Genomic DNA, 18,252 nt, shown 5'->3' with positions numbered 1-18,252 from the left:
TCTGTGGTCAAAAACTCTAAGAGATCCCCCTCAATCCCCCTTAAAAAGGGGGAGGAATTTAATTCTCCCCCCTTTTTAAGGGGGGCTGGGCGGATCTATCCAATTCTTAAATGGTTTCTAAGAGAGGGGTTGCGTAGCAAACCCTCTCTCAAAGCCCGTTTCAAATTATCCCAAACTCACGTTAGTTAAATATAAAACCCTAAAACCTGCGGCGCAGGTTTTAGATCTGGATTTTAATTATGCTGAGGTACGTTGAATCTTTAATATTCGATGGTCATACTCTCGTAAGTTATGCCACGGGTGGTACGAATTGTCTCAAGGGGTTTAGCCTTAATTTTGTTCGCAAATTGAGCTTCCGTCATTTCCAAGTTCACCGCATTATTCTCGACTTCACTATCTAACTGCGCGAGATCGCGATCTAGCTCGGCAAGGCGATTGATGATTTGTTGTTGGCGATCGCATACTCGCACCAGTTCTTGTTGTAAGCGCTCTTTCTCGTTGGCAAGCTGATGCATCTGGATATATAAAGCCGATGGGGTTTTACGCAGAGGCATAGAACGCAACTTCGGTTGAATGGGGCGGCGAGATGCACGAGAAATAGTCATAGAATTTAGTCCCAATCGACATGTGATGGTTTGATTGTCAGGGAAAGTCTTGATGAAGCAATATGTGATTACTTAATGTTAGATGGTTCAAAGAATACTTTGTACAAAATAAATCCAACTAGAGCCATAATGCCAATGGAGATCGCCGCAGTGACCAGCTTAAACACAAAATTCAGCAATGTAAAAGCAACTAAGCCAATGACGATAATCGCCGCGATTTTGGTCGCTCCAGTCAGACTATTTACCCAAGCAATGAGACTTCCAAGTCCGCTTTTAGCAGCATCTACGCTCTTTTCTACAGCAATAAATTCTGGTTCAGCACGTTTATTAGGATCGTGGGGCTGGCTACTTGCCTGTTGCTTGTTGCCCATTACTTCGCGTTCCAATTCACGAAAGCGCTCTTCAAGGTTATCAGTTTGACTCATAGCAGCAATGAATAAAAATCTAGTTTCCATTCTACCGTATTCGCATCTACCCTATTCGCAGAGATACTGCGCTAATTGCAAACTTAAGCCTAGAGACCTATCCCGAATCTTGTAACAAATTGTTAAAATAATCTATAGACTTAATTTGTAGATGAGCCTCCTAAAATCCTACCTAAAATCCTATGTCCGCAACCAAAACAGATTTTGAGTTAGATCGCTACGATATCAATGCGATCGCAAACTATTACCGCAATCAACCTTTGCGGGTCTGGTGGCGATGCATAGTGATTTTTGTACCCCTCATCTGGTTATTTTTGAGGCTTCGTTTCAGTGCTAAATCCTCAACAGCCGAATTAAAGAAACTAGCGATCGAATCGCGTAAATTATTAACCCGTCTGGGGCCAGCCTTTATCAAAATCGGTCAAGCCCTGTCCACTCGCCCTGATATCGTCCCACCCGTATTCATGGACGAGCTTGCAGAGCTACAAGACCAATTGCCCCCATTTCCTAATGAAATTGCTTTTCAGTTCATTCGCGATGCCCTAGGGGCTGATCCCTTGGACGTGTATGCAGAGATTTCCGATAATCCGATCGCGGCGGCATCCCTCGGACAGGTTTATAAAGGCAAGCTCAAAACAGGCGAACTCGTGGCGATCAAGGTACAACGTCCCGATATTGCTGCGGGCATCGCCCTTGATATGTACATTCTGCGCGGCATTGCCACATGGTTAAAAAAGACCTTCAAATTTGTGCGTACCAATTTAGCGGCAATTCTTGATGAATTTGCCAGCCGCATTTTTGAAGAAATGGACTATACCTTTGAAGGTCAAAACGCAGAAAAATTTGCCAAATACTACGGAGAGCTTGAAGGGATTTATGTTCCTAAGATCTATTGGCAATACACCGCTAAGCGAGTATTGACGATGGAATGGATTGAAGGCATCAAGCTCACCAATGTCGAAAAAGTCAAAGAATCAGGGTTTGATAGCCGTCACATTATTGAAGTTGGCGTGCAATGTTCTTTACGCCAGTTGCTTGACTATGGCTATTTTCATGCCGATCCCCACCCTGGCAACTTACTGGTCATGGGCGATGGTAAACTCGCCTACCTTGACTTTGGCATGATGAGCGAAGTTTCCGCAGAACAAAGATTTGGACTCATTGAAGCGATCGTCCATCTAGTCAATCGTGATTTTGCCGCGCTTTCTAAGGACTATGTACGTTTGGGCTTTTTGACCGAGGATATTGATTTTACCGCGATCGTTCCCGCCCTATCTGAAGTCTTTAATCCCCCTGAGGGTCAAAGCTTGACGCAAATGGATTTTAAAGACATGACCGATCAGCTTTCCCAGATCATGTATGACTATCCTTTTCAGGTTCCAGCCTACTACGCATTGATTATTCGATCGCTAGTTACTTTAGAGGGAATTGCCTTTAGCGTCGATCCTAATTTCAAGGTTTTAGCTGTTGCTTATCCCTATGTAGCCAATCGTTTATTAAATGACTCCGCGCCCGAACTCAGAATGGCTCTTAAGGATTTACTATTCCGCGATGGGGAATTCCGTTGGAATCGTTTAGAGAATCTATTGAGTAATGCTCAAACTAACCCTGACTATGATTTGAGTGGAACTCTAGACAAAGGAATTGACTTCTTACTTTCCGATCGCAGTGAATTTATGCACGATCGCATCATTGATGAGATCGTTAAAGGTATAGAAGTTGAGACAAGCAAACGCCTGCCCGAAAGACTGCGCAGTTCCCTCATCGGTGATATTGTTGCCGATCCGCAAATCAAAGCGACGATCGCGAAGACTGATACTCCATCCAGTTTGGACTATATCGCTAGGTTATGGTCAATCCTTCAGAAAGATAATGCCATCTCTCCGACGGAAATTTTGCCCTTAGCCACAAGGATTCTCAGTAAGCGTCAAACCCTGACCTTAGGACGAGATGTGATTTCTAAATTGGCTCAGCGATCGCTAGTGCGTGCGGTCAGGGAAATGTTACTTCGCGACGAGAGAAAATATCAACATGATAAGCAGCAGGATTTCATCAATAATTCCCAGAAAACGCCTCTGGTCGAAGAGCGAGAATTAGTCGGTTCTGGTACTTCTTCAGGTACTTCTTCAGGTTTACGGCGATCGGTCAATGGTCGTAGTTGGTAAAAGCCAACAGAGAAGCTAAAAGGATGGGCGACGCAAAGCGTCGCCCATTCTGTTTATCAGAAGAAAAGCTCTATCCCCGATTCTAAACAGGCTGTCTCTAGTAAATCACTGAGACTGAGTTCGCCAGCCCATGTTTGCAAATAATCAAAATCTAGGCGATCGCCTTGCAATTTTAGTACCCCTAAAACATCCCGCCATTGTCTCTGCGACTCATTTTTAGTCATCCGATACCAAACTAATTTTTGCAAGATAATATCTTCAGGAGTTGGCAATACTAGCATTTGGTCAGGATTTTGTCGAACTAGGTACGATTGCCGACGTTGAAATTCAATTTGAGGGAAAGGACGATCTTTGAGCACAAAAATATCGACTTTTCCTAGAGATTCATTATCGATTAAGTTAAACGACTGCTTGAATCTAACCGCATCTTTAACCGCATCTTCAGAAACATAGAATCTTGGCTGAATAGATTGCAATAATAGAATGACTTTTTCCATAGTTAAATCAATCACTACATCTACATCTTCTGTGGCTCGCGGCTCTCCCATCAACGTGCTTGCAACCGATCCACCAACTAAATAGGGAATATCTAAGCTATTAAAAATTTCTGCTATATCAAGCGCAAGCGAGATCGGATCGGTAAGCATAATTGGTCGAGCACATTCAGCAATAATTTGATAAATAGTATTGGGAAAATTTGATTTTAGAGTAGCTCTGACAAATTCGTAGCGTAATTTTTGCAAGCTTATGTTTGGATATCTTTGTTGAATCCCAATCAAACAAAGCTCCAAACAACCTTTTGTCCAATTACTAACTTTTTCGGCTTTTTGAATTACAGTTAGCGCTTTCAAACGATTAAACAAATACAATTCCGCATCAATCGATGTATCGATCGATTGGGTTTTATATCCCACGGGTGCGCTTAGCATTTGATTTTACCTATCATCTGAACTAGGGCAAACAAGGGTTAACATAAACGAAATACAGCCTAAAAAACATGTTAGCATACGACAATTTAAAGGGAAATTTAAAGAGAGATTTAAAGGGCGATCTAGATGCACTGGCTAACCCCGCCAAAGCGATTACTCTTGCGCGATTTTTTAAAACTGGGAAGGGTGAATATGGTGAAGGCGATCGCTTTTTGGGTATTACGGTTCCAGAGCAAAGAAAAATCGCCAAAAGGTATACCCACCTTAGCCTTGAAGATTTAGAACAGCTATTACAAACCGACATTCATGAATATCGACTTACAGCTTTGTTAATCCTTACCTATCAATTTCCCAAGGCTGATGCAACTGGTCGAACAGAAATTTTTAACTTCTATCTCAATCACACTCAATGGATTAACAATTGGGACTTAGTAGATGTAGCCTGTCGCCAAATTCTAGGTGTGCATTTACTACACCAAGACCGCATGATTCTCTACAAACTAGCCCGCTCGCTCAACCTTTGGGAACAGAGAATCGCCATTGTATCCACCCTAGAATTTATCAAACACGAACAATTTACGGATACCCTTGAGATTGCCATCATTCTTTTACAGCATTCCCATGATCTCATCCATAAAGCCGTCGGTTGGATGTTGCGGGAGGTGGGCAAACAGGAGCGTCAAGTTTTAGTGGATTTCCTAGATGCCCATTATCAACAAATGCCGCGTACGATGCTGCGCTATGCGATCGAGCATTTTGATGAGTCCAGACGAAAAGCCTATCTATCCAAATAATACCAAGGTAAGAAATGGTGTAGCCATTTCTTACCTTGAAAACCTAGCGATCGCTACCATTACGAACATCTTGACAATATTGCTGGATCGCGTTGGTAATCGTGCTTTGCAGATCCGCATACTTACGGGCAAAGGGAGGTTGCCAATCGGACAAGCCCAAAACATCGTGGGTAACAAGAATTTGACCATCGCAGGCAGTTCCCGCCCCAATACCAATCGTTGGTACGGAAATTAGACCTGTAATTTGGGCAGCTAATTCTGAAGGAATATTTTCTAATATCAGGGCAAAAATACCTGCCTCAACCAATGCCTTTGCCTGAAACAGAATTTCTTCAGCAGCAGCAGGAGTGCCACCTTGAACCCGATAACCCATTCGATGGACAGATTGGGGCGTTAGTCCTAAATGTCCCATCACAGGCATTCCCGCCTGTACCAATTTGCGGATGGTCTCCACCATCTCTGGATACCCCCCCTCTAGCTTGATGCCCTTGGCATCCGTCTCTTTAAAAATTCGTCCCGCCGATCGCATGGCTTCTTCGATACTGACTTGATAGCTGAGAAATGGCAAATCGACAACGAGCAAAGCGTTGCTAATCCCCCTGCCAACTGCTTGGGCATGGTGGATCATGTGATCGAGGGTAATGGGCAATGTGTTTTTGTAGCCTAGCGCAACCATTGCCATGGAATCCCCCACCAAAATCATATCTACGCCTGCTTTGTCCAGTAGTTGAGCGATCGCGTAGTCACTTGCCGTCAGCGCTGCGATGGGCTTCTGCTGCTGTTTCCATTTTTGCAATTGGGCGATCGTTATGGGCATCGGGGCGTTCCTCGTAAGTTAAAGCTTCGTGGCTTATCAAAAAATTAATAGGGCTAACATCTAATGTAAACTTTTTAAAGCAATTGAATAAGGTTAATTGAGTTCGGTACGAGAATCAAAAATTATGCAAGTTGGTCAAAAAGTTCGTGTTCGTGGTTTCAAGGATGGTAGTGGCAAAGCGATCGCCAGCAAAGTCGGCGAGATCGGAGTTATCAAAGAAGAAAAAATTATGGATGGCAGCAAATGGGGCTACATTGTCAAATTCTCTGACAGTAGTAAGTCTTGGTTTTTTGCGGATGAGCTAGAATCAGCCTAAAAGAATTAAGATGTCGCGCAACGCGCGACATCTTAATTATTAAGTAAGCCCTATGGCAGATATTAACCGTCAAGATATCATTCGGGGCATGATGGCAGAGGTTGATGGGCTAACCTATAGTATGGCTTCCGCAAGTCTTGAGGCAGTTATAACCTGTCTCTCCCAAGCCTTAGCCAATCATCAGTCAATTATGTTGAGTGATTTTGGTAGATTTTCTGTCCGCTATCGTCGCGCCCGCTCCGCCAGCCATCCACGCACCCATCAACCGATGACGATTCCCGAAGTCATTGTTCCCCACTTCACACCCAGTCCCCATCTTAAAAAGCTAGTGCATAAGCCCAATGAGCCTCATTCTGACATTTCTCGGTAAAGGTGGTGTTGGCAAAACGACAGCGGCGATCGCCATTGCTCGTGCTTTTGCTAACCAAAACAAACAGGTTCTATATGTTGGACAACAGGCTGGTGATGATCTCAGCATGAGACTTAACACCGAGCTAAGTATTGAGCCCCAACTGATTGCGCCAAATTTTACAGCCGTACATTTACAGTCAACGGTTTTACTAGAAAAGTATTGGGACAAGATGAAAGGGCTGGAAACGCAATACCTGCGCACTCCCTTTTTTAAAGAGGTATATGGTCAAGAGCTGGGGATTTTGCCAGGAATGGATTCAGCGCTGGGGTTAAGTTTTTTACGTGAGCGCGATGCTGAAGGTAAGTATGACGTAATTATCTACGATGGCACTGGCGATCTAGAGACCTTACGGATGTTAGGAATGCCAGAAATTCTAGGCTGGTATCTGAGGCGCTTTAAACAGGTATTAACAGGATCGGCGATCGGACAAGCAATATCGCCTTTTGTCGAGCCAATTTTAAGAAGTATTCTCCAAGTTTCTAGCAGTGATGATATTTCGCAACAGGCTGGGGAAATGTCATCGGTATTAACACGCGGTCAAAAAGCGGTGAACGATCCTAGCCGCGTAGCCGCCTATCTAGTTACGACTGGTGATCCCTATGCGATCGCCACTGCCAAATATCTATGGGGTAGTGCCCAACAGGTGGGCTTAACCGTTGGTGGTGTTCTTTCTAGGGCTCCCATTAGTGACGAAATTTTTGAACCCCTTGGAGTATTGTCAATTCCCGATCAGGTGACTGAGTTAAGCATTCCCGATCACCTTGCCAATCTCGCCCCCAAACCCATTGAAATAAATCCCGTAACAAAGCAAGTCAAGCTATTTTTGCCCACATTCAATAAAAAACAAGTCAAACTAATCCAGTTAGGTCCCGAAGTCACCATCGAAGCTGGCGATCAACGCCGTAATATTTTCTTGCCCAATGAATTAGCAGGCAAGCAAGCCACAGGCGCAAAATTTCAAGATTCTTATTTAATTATTTCATTCGGTTAAAAATTGAATTGTTAATATGGTAAGTAGTTCAGCATAATTAAAAACTAAAACCAGAGAGAGTAACGACCGCTATGCGGTCGTTACTCTCTTCTAGGTTTTAAGTTTACCTTAGCTACTTAATTAGTTAAGTAATTACAGAGTTTTGATCAAAGATGACTACTAAAACTATATGGAATTGGGGATAGAAATAAGCTTATATGCAACTTAGCCCTCGCTTTAAATTATTATCGCAGCCACTCGATCGCTATGCCGTTGGCTTAGTTGTGTTACTGAGCATCGCGATCGCCATATTATTATGGGTAGGCGATCGCACCGCCCCTCAGGTGAAAGAATTTAGTTGGCAGGGTCAGCGCATTGATTCCACTAATATATCGTTTGCACTGACCTTCAATCGTCCAATGGATCGCGATAGTGTCGAAAAGAATCTTAAATTCGAGCCACCCCTCACAGGCAAAATCAGTTGGTCGTCACGGCGGATGTCCTATACTCCCATAGCCCCAGCCACCTATGGTAAATCCTATCAAGTCAAACTAGAAAATGCCTACGATCGCTTTGCAAGTGAATCGGGACAGAAAAAAGCGATCGAGCCCTTTACAGGGAGTTTCACAACTCCAAACCCATATTTTGCCTACATTGGTTCGCAGGGTGAAGACAAAGGTAGACTTATAATTTACAATACCTTACAGAAGGAGAAGCGGGTTTTAACGCCTGCCAATCTAACGGTATTAGATTTTCGCGTTTATCCCGATCGCCAAAAAATTCTATTTGGAGCGATCGATGGGGTGGGAAAAAACTTACTCGATCAAAAACTTTATGTGGTAACGACAGGAATCGATCGCGAAGATCACCTGACTTCTAATCAACCCACAATCAAACCCATTCTTGGTAGTGATGATTATCAAAACTTCAAATTCGATCTCTCGCCCGATGGCAAGAACATTTTGGTACAGCGTCTCAGCCGTCAACAGGTCGGGCGCTACGGACTCTGGCTCATCCAAGAGGACAAACCCGCCAGATCCCTTGAAAATCAACCAGGGGGCGATTTTATGTTCACGCCCGATAGCGCGTCGGTGGCGATCGCTCAAGGTGAAGGAGTTGCGATTTTGCCCCTTGAGCCGCAAGCCCCGCCGTTGGACTTTCTTCCAAGGTTCGGCACAGTCCTAAGTTTTGGGAGAAGTGGTACGCAGGCAGCCACGGTCAAATTTAATAAAGACTACACGCGATCGCTATATTTAGTAAATAACCAAGGATTACAAAAGGAACTCACCAAAATTAGTGGGTCAATTCTTGGCGCTCAATTTGATCCGCAAGAAAAAACGATCTATTGTTTACTTACCGATGTCGAGCAGGATCCCGCTAAAAATATCTTCCGCGAAAAGCCCTACCTTGCCGCGATCAATCTGGAATCCGCTCAGTTAAAAAGGCTTTTAGAACTTCCATCCCAAAGAGAAATTCAATTCAGTATTGCCCCCGATGGAGAATCAATTCTCTTAAATTCCGCAATTCCCAGCAGCGAGCCAACTAATTCTCAAAATAATGCCGATGATTCGGCTCAAGCTACCAGAAATCCCCGTACTCCCAAGGCTCCAACGCAGCTAATCATATTACCTCTTAACTCTTCCAGCACGGCTTCAGCACAACCCGAAGTTCTTTCCATGTTCGGTACATTTCCGCGATGGCTTCCCTAATATCGATGCACTCTGGGAATAGACGCTCTGGCGATATAGCCATGAATCCGCCAACAGTGGTCGTCACAGGTATTGGCATGATTACGGCGATCGGTCATAACCGTGAAAGTACTTGGGAACAATTACTGCAAGGTATTTCAGGAATTCAACCCGATCGCCAATTCCAAATCCCAGTTGCCAAAATCGCGCAGTTAGAAACTGATCGCCATGCATCCCGATCTCAAAACCTCCTAGAAAAAGCTGTCTTAGAGGCGATCGCTGATGCCGATTTGTCTATACCCTTACCTAACTGCGGTTTGGTAATTGGTTCTAGTCGTAGTAATCAGCGGGAATTAGAATTACTGCTAAATGCGCCCCAACAACTTCGCAGTGAGAATCAATGGTGGGCTTGCCAGCCCGCCAATCTCTCCGCCCAAATCGCCCAGTTATTGCAGACCCATGCCCCAGTCTTGGCACCTATGGCAGCCTGTGCCACAGCAAACTGGGCGATCGCTCAGGCTTGTGAATTAATTCGTTCTGGTCAATGCGATCTGGCGATCGCAGGGGCAACGGATGCCGCAATTACCCCCTTAACGATCGCGGGATTTCAAAAAATCAATGTATTAACTAATTCAGGCGTAAATCCCTTCAGTCAAGAACGTGATGGTTTTGCCCTAGGTGAAGGAGCCGCCGTAATGGTGATGGAGTCCCTAGAATCCGCAAAGCGGCGCGGCGCAAATATTTATGGTCGAGTGTTGGGCTGGGGCATTACCAATGATGCCTATCATGCCACCAGCCCCCATCCTGACAATCAGATGGCGATGCGGGCGATCGAGGATTGCCTAAGGCGATCTCGTATCTCCGCCACCGACGTGGGTTACATTAATCTGCATGGTACTGCCACCCCTATTAATGATGCCCGTGAAGCAGAATTAGTCCAAAAGATTTTTCCTGATTGCAAAGTTAGTGCGACGAAAGGGGCGACGGGTCATGCTCTGGGGGCAACAGGGGCGATCGAAGCCGCATTTTGTTTGTTAGCCTTGCGCGATCGCCTTTTACCACCCTGCGTAGGTATGAAAACGCCAGCCTTTAACCTCAACTTTGTCCGACAGGTCGAACAAGCGCCCCATCTGCCATATGCCCTCAATTTCAGTTTTGGGTTTGGCGGACAAAATGCGATCGTAGCCTTTGGTCAACCATCCCATGACTAAATAATACCAAGTTAAGAAATGGCTACGCCATTTCTTAACTTGATATAAAAGCTGTAGCGCACGCGCAGCGTACGCTACAGCTTTTGGGTTTTATATTTAATTGCGCCTAGATACTTAGGAGTCCAAATTCATGTACGATTCTATTCTGTTCTATTCTGCAAAATATGCAGAGCAATCACCTATTGCATCTATTTTCTGACTGAGATACTCGTGCCAAAAACGTTGCAGCTAATGTGGGCCTTATCTGGACTGTTGCTAACAATTGCTAGCACCTTTATTCGCCCATCCATGCTTTTGCCATCCCTCACCAATCAAGGAAATAATGTAGCGATCGAATCGATCAGCGTCACCATGCAGATCGGCGCAGTTCTCTTGACAGGTTGTCTGGGCGGACGCTCAGCAGCGCTCCTATCGCAAACCACCTACATTATCTTGGGTTTGAGCGGTTTTGGCGTATTTTACCAAGGCGGCGGCTTAAGCTATCTCAAATCTCCAGCTTTTGGATATCTGTTAGGATTTGTCGCGGGTGGATGGCTCTGTGGGTTTCTCGCTTTTTTAAGACCACCGAGCTTAGCTCGCATGGCTATAAGCTGCTTTGGCGGGCTATTAGCAATTCATCTGGTGGGAATCTTCTATTTAGTTGCTATCCAAATACCTAATTTTAGTGCCATTCAAACTTCATTCTGGCAATATTCCGTCCAAGTTTTATCAGGACAGTTTTTAGTTGTATGTGCCACTATCGTGATCGCTACTATTTCACGGAAGTTATTATTTTACTAATTTTATACCAAATCACAAAATGGCTACGCCATTTTGTGATTTTAAAACCCTTACTGGGTTTGGTTTTTAATTCCCAAAAGTGTAGCCACACTTTTGGGAATTGGTATAAGTAGCTAGGCGCGATTAAATATAAAACCCCAAAACCTGCGGCGCAGCGTGCGCCGCGGGTTTTGGAGTTTTATCCCAAAGCTGAAAATGGCTACGCCATTTTCAGCTTTGAAAACCCTTACTGGGTTTGTTTTTTAATTCACAAAAGTGTTGTTACACTTTCGTGAATTGATATTAGAGTGTTGATTCCAGCAGATAGCTCAAAAAAGCGGAGGAAAGGGGAACGGAAATATTATCAGTTCCCCCTGGAGAGAAGGCTTCGAGAATGGCGGCGATCGCCGCTACAGGAATGACAACCCCAAGATCGCGGAAGCGAAAACCATTAGCTAGCACCAAAATAATCACCATCACGATCGCGCTAGTGACAAACATAGCAAAGGAGCCTTCCAGACTGCGCTTATTGCCCATATGGACAAAAGTATGTTTGCCAAAGCGTTTACCGATGAGTGCTGCCATGCCATCGCCCCAAGACATCACCATCACACCGATTACCGCATATTCAGGAAATCTATCCCACAGTAGCGCTACTAAAATCGTAATACTGAGAGCATAATAAAATATCCCGTAGGTTTTGCGTCCCACATCGTTGAGCATGGGCAAAACACTTATGTAGTGAGAGGCTAGGGCGATCGCGCTAAAGGTCACTCCCGCACTCACACATAACCATGTGGGAAAATGCAGCCACCAAGCGATCAGTAAGACGTTACCCGTGCCAATATGGACAACTTTGCGAACTAACTCTGGATCTTGTTTGAAACGGTGCAAGATATTTGAAGTCAGAAATACTAAGCCGAGCCAGACCAATACCGCACTAATTTGCATCGATAGAGTAGCTATGGGCGAGATTTCGCTAGTTGCGATCATAGGGCAGGCTACTTATTATAAATTATAAAAATTAAAATATTTATATATCAATCCTAAACCATTTGTTGTTCTCGAATTTTTAGGAATTGTGCTTGAATTATTAGCCAAAATATTACCGTTCGCGCCACGATGTCACCATCCGCATATAGAATCAAGGCTTTTGAGCGCATGAGGTAACGATATTTTTAATCCCAGATGGCATGGACTTTTGCTGGTTCATCTCTGCATCGAACTTTCTGAATTCACCATAGGTATAGGCTTTTTGAATTTCTGTAATGGAACAGGTACAAAAACTTTCAGCCGCCTTAATATCTAACTTTTTTTTAGCACTACCGACACAACCCTCAGTAAAGGCTTTAATATCCCTTTCAGGATAAACATGACTCGACTCTTGCTGGAGGTAAGAGCTCGCTCGCCCAAACAATCCAAGCAGAAATAATATTAAACTCGCCACAATCACCCATCGACTCAGGATTGCCTGACGATAAGGAATCCGTCCGCCTTTAATCCAGTAGTAAATAGTACCAATAACTAGCATCAGGATGAGCGGAGTTACTAAAGTCCCAACTAGGTAGCCAATTTGATAAGGAGTCATATCTAAATAAGTACAATTAAGTGCAACAGTTAAATAAACTAAATTAAATAAACTAAATTAACTATAGCAACACATAAACCGCTAAAGATGAGTGGCGGCGCGAAGCGCCGCCACTCATCTTTAGCGGTTTATGTCCTAAGAAAACCTTACGTTACTACAAATAAACAGTACAGACTTTTAAACTAAAAAGATGAGTGGCGATGCTTTGCATCGCCACTCATCTTTTTTGAGCTATTTAATTGGGCAATTTTACCAACGTAGCAGGTTAAACTGCTCCATATCAACCGTATCGCGGCTGCGATAAATTGATAAAACGATCGCTAGTCCCACGGCAGCTTCAGCAGCAGCGATCGAAATAACGAAGATCGTAAAGACTTGACCCCGAATACTTGCAGAATCGAGAAAGTTAGAGAAAGCCATCAAATTAAGATTGACAGCATTTAACATCAACTCCACCGACATTAATACGCGCACGGCATTACGACTGGTAATTAATCCATAGATGCCAATACAAAACAAAGCGGCAGCAATAATCAAAAAGGGTTCTAAAGACATATCTGTTTACTATTAATTTCAATTACTAATAAGTAAGTGGGCTTAATTAAATGTAAAACCCTAAAACCTGCGGTGCAAGCTGCGCGTGCGCCGCAGGTTTTAGATCTGGATTTTAATTATGCTGAGTTACTTAGAGCGTGACCATTACCATCGGTAGCGATCGATCTATTTAGAAGCGACAAGTTGCTCTTTAGGCTTTTCCAGTAACTCAAGGGATTCTTCATCAACTTGACCCACTTTTACCACATCGGGGACGAGCTCGCGACGAGCCAAAACGATCGCCCCAATTAATGCGACTAATAGCAAGATCGAGGCTAATTCAAAGGGAAGCAGATAATCGCTAAAGAAATGCTGACCAATGACAACCATTGTTGAAGGCAGTTTGGCAATACTAGGAGCGATCGCCCAATTTGTCGAAGTTACCGTCACTCCCAATAGTGCAAATAGCCCCAAACAAACAACCCCTGTAACCACGCTACGTAAAGCGCCGTACTTAACATCTTGGTAATCTTGACGCTTATTAACCAGCATGATCGCAAAAAGGATCAAGATATTTACCGCACCAACATAGATCAAAACTTGAGCCGCAGCGACAAAATCAGCATTCAGGAGTAGATACAACCCCGCCACACTAATAAAACATGCACCGAGCAAAAAGGCTGCATAGACTATGTTTTGTAACAGAACTACGCCCATTGCTGAAGCTATTAGCATTCCTGTTAAGACAACTAGGGATACGGTTTGCGAACCATCACCTAGACCGATATTACTCATTAAAATCTCCTTCAATAGTCTTACCTAGAGTCAAGATAAACGCTGCTTAGTCCCATTTACCTTGATGTTGTACCTTATGTACCTTGATATTTTGCTGTGATTTTTATTTATTCTCAGCAGTAGCTTCGGCAATTTCTTCAGGACGTAGCCCCGCACGCTTAGCCGTATAAGGAACCTCATGTCCTTCCATCACACCCTTGGGCAAGTAAGCCAACTCACGAATTGGCGTTACTAAAGGATCCTCAGTAACTTTGGTTGGCATCCGTCCGAGAGCAACATTATCAAAGTTCAACTCATGGCGATCGAAGGTGGATAGGTCGTACTCCTCGGTCATGGATAGCGCATTAGTAGGACAGTACTCAACACAGTTACCGCAAAAAATACAGACCCCAAAGTCGATACTATAACTCTTGAGTTCCTTTTTCTTCATTTCTGTGTTGAATTTCCAATCAACTACAGGCAAGTTAATCGGACATACACGTACGCAGACTTCGCAGGAAATACACTTATCAAACTCAAAGTGAATACGTCCGCGAAAGCGCTCCGAGGGAATCAACTTTTCGTAAGGATATTGCACCGTAATCGGGCGGCGACGCATGTGGTCAAATGTTACCGACATCCCCTGTCCAATATACTTCGCTGCTTGAACGGCATCTTTGGTATATTCGCCAACTTTATTAAGAAATTTCAGCATAGTGTTAGTTTGTTTTTGTTGAAATAGTTGTTTGGGTTAGGCTAAAAGCTAATGACTACCCACCAAATGCAAAAGGAAAAGCTAACTTGAGTGCAGCGGTAATTAGTAAATTTGCCAGTCCAATGGGCAACAAGAACTTCCAACCCAAATCTAGTAATTGGTCGATCCGTACACGGGGAACTGTCCAACGCAAGAGAATTGCAAAGAAAATAAAGGCGTAGGTCTTAACTAGGGTTGCTGTTAGTCCGATAAAGGCGGCGATAACTTGCCACCAAGCGGTATTTGCCTCGATCCCTAGAGCATCACTAATTTTGTCAATAGGAAATGGTAATTCCCAACCACCCAGATAAAGGATGGAAGCCAGCAAACCAGCTAGTAACAAGTTGGCATAGGAACCGCCATAAAAGAAAGCAAATCTAATACCTGAATATTCAGTTTGGTAACCTGCAACTAGTTCTTCTTCAGCTTCTGGTAAGTCAAAGGGCAAACGTTCGCATTCAGCTAGCGCGGCGATGATGAAGATGACAAAGCCGATCGGTTGCCGCCAAATATTCCATGAGAGAATCCCATATTCCGCTTGCTGATTGACGATATCAATAGTGCTTAAGCCGTTAGTCATCAGAGCGATCGCTAATACCGCCAGAGCCAGAGGAATTTCGTAGCTAATTGACTGTGCGGCAGCCCGTAAACCACCAAGGAGCGAGTATTTGTTGTTAGAGGAATACCCTGCCATCAGCAAACCAATGGGAGCAACGCTAGAAATCGCAATGATAAAAAATACGCCAGTACCAATGTCAGAAATAATGAGGTTCTGACCAAAGGGGATCACTAAATAACACAAAAAGACGGATGTAAATACCAAGGCGGGACCGATCGTGTAGAGCAAAGGATCGGCTTTAGCAGGAATCGTACCTTGCTTAATTAAAAGTTTGCCTACGTCAGCAAGAGGGATCAAGAGACCAAAAGGGCCAGCAAATTCAGGACCAATTCTTTGTTGGGCAGCAGCAGAGACTTTTCGCTCTAGCCAAGTACAAACTAATGCACCTACGGTTACGCCCAAAACCATTACTGCCATCGGCAATAACATCCAGATGACTTTAGCGACATCGGCGGGTAGACCGAGCCCTGTCAGGATTTCAATTAAAGATCTTTGTAAATCAATTCCACCGTACATTAGCGATCTACCTCACCCATAATAATGTCCACACTTCCAAGGATTGCCATAATGTCGGCGAGTTTCATGCCGCGCACTAGTTCGGGCAAGATTTGTAAATTAATAAATCCAGGTGGACGAATCTTAAAACGCCAAGGAAAGACACTATCTTCACCAATAATATAGACACCCAGTTCGCCTTTTGGAGCTTCAACACGAACGTAATGCTCACCTGCCGCCACCTTAAATGTAGGCGATGGTTTTTTACTAATGAACTGATAGTCCATGGAATTCCATTCGCTCTTAGGACCCGCAAGTACTCTTTGGGCTTCGAGGTTTTCGTAGGAACCGCCAGGAATTTGCTTCAGGCATTGCAAAATCATTTTTGTAGATTCGCGCATTTCGCGGACACGGACGATGTAACGGGCAAGACAGTCACCACTGGTTTCCCATTGCACGTTCCAATCGAGTTCGTCGTAGAGTTCGTAGTGATCGACTTTACGTAGATCGAGTTTTACGCCCGAACCACGCAACATTGGTCCCGATAAGCCCCAATTAATTGCTTCGTCGCGAGTAATCGTACCTAAACCTTCAACCCGCTTCCGAAAAATGGGGTTATTGGTAATTAATTTTTCGTATTCGTCAATCACTGGGGTGAAGTAATTGCAAAAGTCTTCGCATTTCTCGATCCAGCCATAGGGCAAGTCTGCGGCTACTCCCCCAATGCGAAAATAGTTATGCATCATCCGCATTCCTGTTGCTGCCTCAAACAGGTCATAGATCATTTCCCGTTCGCGGAATACGTAGAAAAATGGGGTTTGAGCGCCGATATCAGCAACGAATGTGCCGAGCCACAGTAGGTGAGAGGCGATGCGGCTCAGTTCTAGCATGATCATGCGAATGTAGCTGGCTCGTCTCGGCACTGGTACGTTGGCTAGCTTTTCGGGAGCATTGACGGTGATTGCCTCGGTGAACATGGTTGCGAGATAATCCCATCGGGTCACGTAGGGCAAATATTGGATAATCGTGCGATTTTCGGCGATTTTTTCCATTGAGCGATGCAAGTAACCTAAAACAGGCTCACAATCGACTACATTTTCGCCATCTAGCGTGACGATAAGTCTGAGAACGCCGTGCATGGATGGGTGGTGAGGTCCCATATTTATGACCATGCGTTCGGCTTTGGTTTCAATCATCACCATGATTTGCGATCGCCTCTTTACTCTGTAAACTGTTGCTTTGGCTAGGGTTGCTAGTTGTTGCTAGTTATTTAGGATTAGCTGAGGTAAACCCAACAAACCCTAAACGTTTGTTATTTTAAGTCACTGGTTGGGCTATTGCTTTAGCAAATGACTCTATTAATTATGTGAATTAAGTAGATATACCTTGATGCTTCTCAGTATATCGCCATGTTGAGGCTTGAATTTGTGACAAAAACTAGCAAATCGGTAATTTTGGCAATATATTATTTTATCGTAATCATAGACTTAAATCTGGTATTAAACCACTAATCATTGATTAATTACTATAATAATGCCCATAAGCTTATCGTCTATGCGATCGCTGATTAACGTCAGTTCGGGTTAAGCTGGCAAGTTTTAAAAGCCCAAAAGTAAAAGCCTTGCGTAGCAAGGCTTTTACTTTTGGGCTTTAAGAAAGGTTTTGCTACGCAAAACCTTTCTCAAAGCCCGTTTCAAGTTATCCCAAACTCACGTTGATTAGGTAAAGAAATTCGCTCATCTGGGGAAATAGGTGAAGTTAACTAAACGGCTCAACTGCGATCCTTATGGTTAATAGATGAAATTTTTAGGTAAAATCGATCTTCACCAGATTCCCTATATGAGCGAAGAAATTATGTGAGACTGGGCGATCGCCTATCTGATGATTTTTTATAGAGGGTTTCCTTAAAATAGATCTAAAGACGCTTTGCGGAGTAAAGATGATGACCGCTTATACAATCAATCTCGATCCGATTGTGAAACTGACTAGAGAGCAGTTTTACGAACTATGTGCGGCAAACCCCGAACTTAAACTAGAGCGCAATGCGAATGGAGAACTTGTAATTATGTCCCCCACTGGCGGCGAAACTAGCTCTTGGAATTCCGATATTAATCTCGAGTAATTGCTCAACACATAGAGAATAAGGATTTGAGAGGATTTAAAGCAATAAGAATGGACTCAAAAGCGGAAAATCCTTGTCTTTTGCCAGTATTGACAATGGAACGAACATCTGCAAATAAGTCACGTCCCCAATCAGAGCGAAACCCGTTCGTAACTTTTCTAAAAATTACACTCCAACGCAAAGCCTGTTCGCTAGAGTTATTGGTTGGCGGAATCGTGGGGTCATCCAAAACAGGAATAGGTTTTCTCGTAACTTTAGATATCGCTTTTTAGCCT

The 18,252-nt window shown here is 43.9% G+C and carries 20 protein-coding genes and 1 pseudogene; 9 read left to right on the top strand and 12 right to left on the bottom strand.

The annotated features are described in order from the left end of the window. Positions 1-260: 260 nt before the first annotated feature. Both PSE7429_RS23715 and PSE7429_RS13420 read right to left on the bottom strand, forming a co-directional pair. Positions 261-605, bottom strand: coding sequence for a hypothetical protein (locus PSE7429_RS23715; RefSeq protein ID WP_009627762.1), 345 nt, complete (start codon positions 603-605; stop codon positions 261-263). A 68-nt stretch (positions 606-673) separates the two neighbouring features. Next, positions 674-1,060: a hypothetical protein gene (locus tag PSE7429_RS13420; protein ID WP_040688649.1), complete on the bottom strand. Its 387-nt coding sequence runs from the start codon at positions 1,058-1,060 to the stop codon at positions 674-676. Positions 1,061-1,212: 152 nt separating this feature from the next. On the opposite strand from PSE7429_RS13420, the gene PSE7429_RS13415 reads away from it, so the two are divergent. Then, positions 1,213-3,195, top strand: a complete 1,983-nt coding sequence (locus PSE7429_RS13415; protein ID WP_009627760.1) for an ABC1 kinase family protein — start codon at positions 1,213-1,215, stop codon at positions 3,193-3,195. A 56-nt stretch (positions 3,196-3,251) separates the two neighbouring features. On the opposite strand, the gene PSE7429_RS13410 is transcribed toward PSE7429_RS13415, so the two are convergent. Then, the gene (locus tag PSE7429_RS13410) at positions 3,252-4,124 is read right to left on the bottom strand and encodes a hypothetical protein (RefSeq protein ID WP_009627759.1); all 873 of its coding nucleotides are present in this window, start codon (positions 4,122-4,124) and stop codon (positions 3,252-3,254) included. A gap of 68 nt (positions 4,125-4,192) precedes the next feature. Between PSE7429_RS13410 and PSE7429_RS13405 the strand changes: the two genes are divergently transcribed. Further along, entirely contained in the window at positions 4,193-4,918 is a 726-nt protein-coding gene (locus PSE7429_RS13405; protein WP_009627758.1) for a DNA alkylation repair protein, read from the top strand. Positions 4,919-4,961: 43 nt separating this feature from the next. Here the strand turns inward: PSE7429_RS13405 and panB are convergent, their stop codons facing one another. After that, on the bottom strand, positions 4,962-5,735 hold the full coding sequence (panB, locus tag PSE7429_RS13400) for a 3-methyl-2-oxobutanoate hydroxymethyltransferase (protein WP_009627757.1): 774 nt from the start codon (positions 5,733-5,735) through the stop codon (positions 4,962-4,964). Between the two features lie 124 nt (positions 5,736-5,859). Between panB and petP the strand changes: the two genes are divergently transcribed. From petP to PSE7429_RS13370, 6 genes are all read left to right on the top strand, one after another. Continuing rightward, complete coding sequence (petP, locus tag PSE7429_RS13395; protein ID WP_009627756.1) at positions 5,860-6,051, top strand: cytochrome b6f subunit PetP; 192 nt, start codon at positions 5,860-5,862, stop codon at positions 6,049-6,051. 52 nt (positions 6,052-6,103) lie between these two features. After that, positions 6,104-6,421, top strand: a complete 318-nt coding sequence (locus PSE7429_RS13390; protein ID WP_009627755.1) for an HU family DNA-binding protein — start codon at positions 6,104-6,106, stop codon at positions 6,419-6,421. Beyond that, positions 6,393-7,454, top strand: a complete 1,062-nt coding sequence (locus PSE7429_RS13385; RefSeq protein WP_009627754.1) for a Get3/ArsA fold putative tail anchor-mediating ATPase NosAFP — start codon at positions 6,393-6,395, stop codon at positions 7,452-7,454. Before PSE7429_RS13390 ends, PSE7429_RS13385 begins: the two co-directional genes overlap by 29 nt. Positions 7,455-7,651: 197 nt before the next feature. Further along, positions 7,652-9,142, top strand: a complete 1,491-nt coding sequence (locus PSE7429_RS13380; protein ID WP_009627753.1) for an Ig-like domain-containing protein — start codon at positions 7,652-7,654, stop codon at positions 9,140-9,142. 41 nt (positions 9,143-9,183) lie between these two features. Continuing rightward, positions 9,184-10,332 carry a beta-ketoacyl synthase N-terminal-like domain-containing protein gene (locus tag PSE7429_RS13375; RefSeq protein ID WP_009627752.1) on the top strand — a complete coding sequence of 383 codons (1,149 nt, stop codon included), beginning with the start codon at positions 9,184-9,186 and terminating at the stop codon, positions 10,330-10,332. A 231-nt stretch (positions 10,333-10,563) separates the two neighbouring features. Then, a complete protein-coding gene (locus PSE7429_RS13370) occupies positions 10,564-11,112 on the top strand; it encodes a biotin transporter BioY (RefSeq protein ID WP_040688646.1) in 549 nt (182 codons plus the stop codon). A gap of 282 nt (positions 11,113-11,394) precedes the next feature. Here the strand turns inward: PSE7429_RS13370 and PSE7429_RS13365 are convergent, their stop codons facing one another. The 7 genes from PSE7429_RS13365 to PSE7429_RS13335 all read right to left on the bottom strand — a co-directional run bounded on the left by PSE7429_RS13365 (position 11,395) and on the right by PSE7429_RS13335 (position 17,057). Beyond that, positions 11,395-12,084 carry a diacylglycerol/polyprenol kinase family protein gene (locus tag PSE7429_RS13365; RefSeq protein WP_009627750.1) on the bottom strand — a complete coding sequence of 230 codons (690 nt, stop codon included), beginning with the start codon at positions 12,082-12,084 and terminating at the stop codon, positions 11,395-11,397. A 151-nt stretch (positions 12,085-12,235) separates the two neighbouring features. Further along, entirely contained in the window at positions 12,236-12,679 is a 444-nt protein-coding gene (locus tag PSE7429_RS13360) for a hypothetical protein (protein WP_009627749.1), read from the bottom strand. Between the two features lie 249 nt (positions 12,680-12,928). Further along, a complete protein-coding gene (nuoK, locus tag PSE7429_RS13355; protein ID WP_009627748.1) occupies positions 12,929-13,234 on the bottom strand; it encodes an NADH-quinone oxidoreductase subunit NuoK in 306 nt (101 codons plus the stop codon). 165 nt (positions 13,235-13,399) lie between these two features. Then, entirely contained in the window at positions 13,400-14,008 is a 609-nt protein-coding gene (locus PSE7429_RS13350; RefSeq protein WP_009627747.1) for an NADH-quinone oxidoreductase subunit J, read from the bottom strand. A 103-nt stretch (positions 14,009-14,111) separates the two neighbouring features. Next, on the bottom strand, positions 14,112-14,699 hold the full coding sequence (ndhI, locus tag PSE7429_RS13345) for an NAD(P)H-quinone oxidoreductase subunit I (protein ID WP_173400667.1): 588 nt from the start codon (positions 14,697-14,699) through the stop codon (positions 14,112-14,114). Between the two features lie 58 nt (positions 14,700-14,757). Continuing rightward, complete coding sequence (nuoH, locus tag PSE7429_RS13340; protein WP_009627745.1) at positions 14,758-15,876, bottom strand: NADH-quinone oxidoreductase subunit NuoH; 1,119 nt, start codon at positions 15,874-15,876, stop codon at positions 14,758-14,760. Then, complete coding sequence (locus tag PSE7429_RS13335; protein ID WP_009627744.1) at positions 15,876-17,057, bottom strand: NAD(P)H-quinone oxidoreductase subunit H; 1,182 nt, start codon at positions 17,055-17,057, stop codon at positions 15,876-15,878. Before PSE7429_RS13335 ends, nuoH begins: the two co-directional genes overlap by 1 nt. A 740-nt stretch (positions 17,058-17,797) precedes the next feature. Between PSE7429_RS13335 and PSE7429_RS13330 the strand changes: the two are divergent. Continuing rightward, positions 17,798-17,974, top strand: a pseudogene (locus PSE7429_RS13330) (Uma2 family endonuclease); the annotation flags it as partial. Positions 17,975-17,981: 7 nt separating this feature from the next. Here the strand turns inward: PSE7429_RS13330 and PSE7429_RS13325 are convergent. After that, on the bottom strand, positions 17,982-18,206 hold the full coding sequence (locus PSE7429_RS13325; protein WP_040688644.1) for an IS66 family transposase: 225 nt from the start codon (positions 18,204-18,206) through the stop codon (positions 17,982-17,984). Positions 18,207-18,252: the final 46 nt, after the last annotated feature.

This window comes from Pseudanabaena biceps PCC 7429 (assembly GCF_000332215.1).
In the GTDB taxonomy this organism is placed as follows: domain Bacteria; phylum Cyanobacteriota; class Cyanobacteriia; order Pseudanabaenales; family Pseudanabaenaceae; genus Pseudanabaena; species Pseudanabaena biceps.
This window is presented reverse-complemented; position numbering and strand designations above follow the sequence as displayed.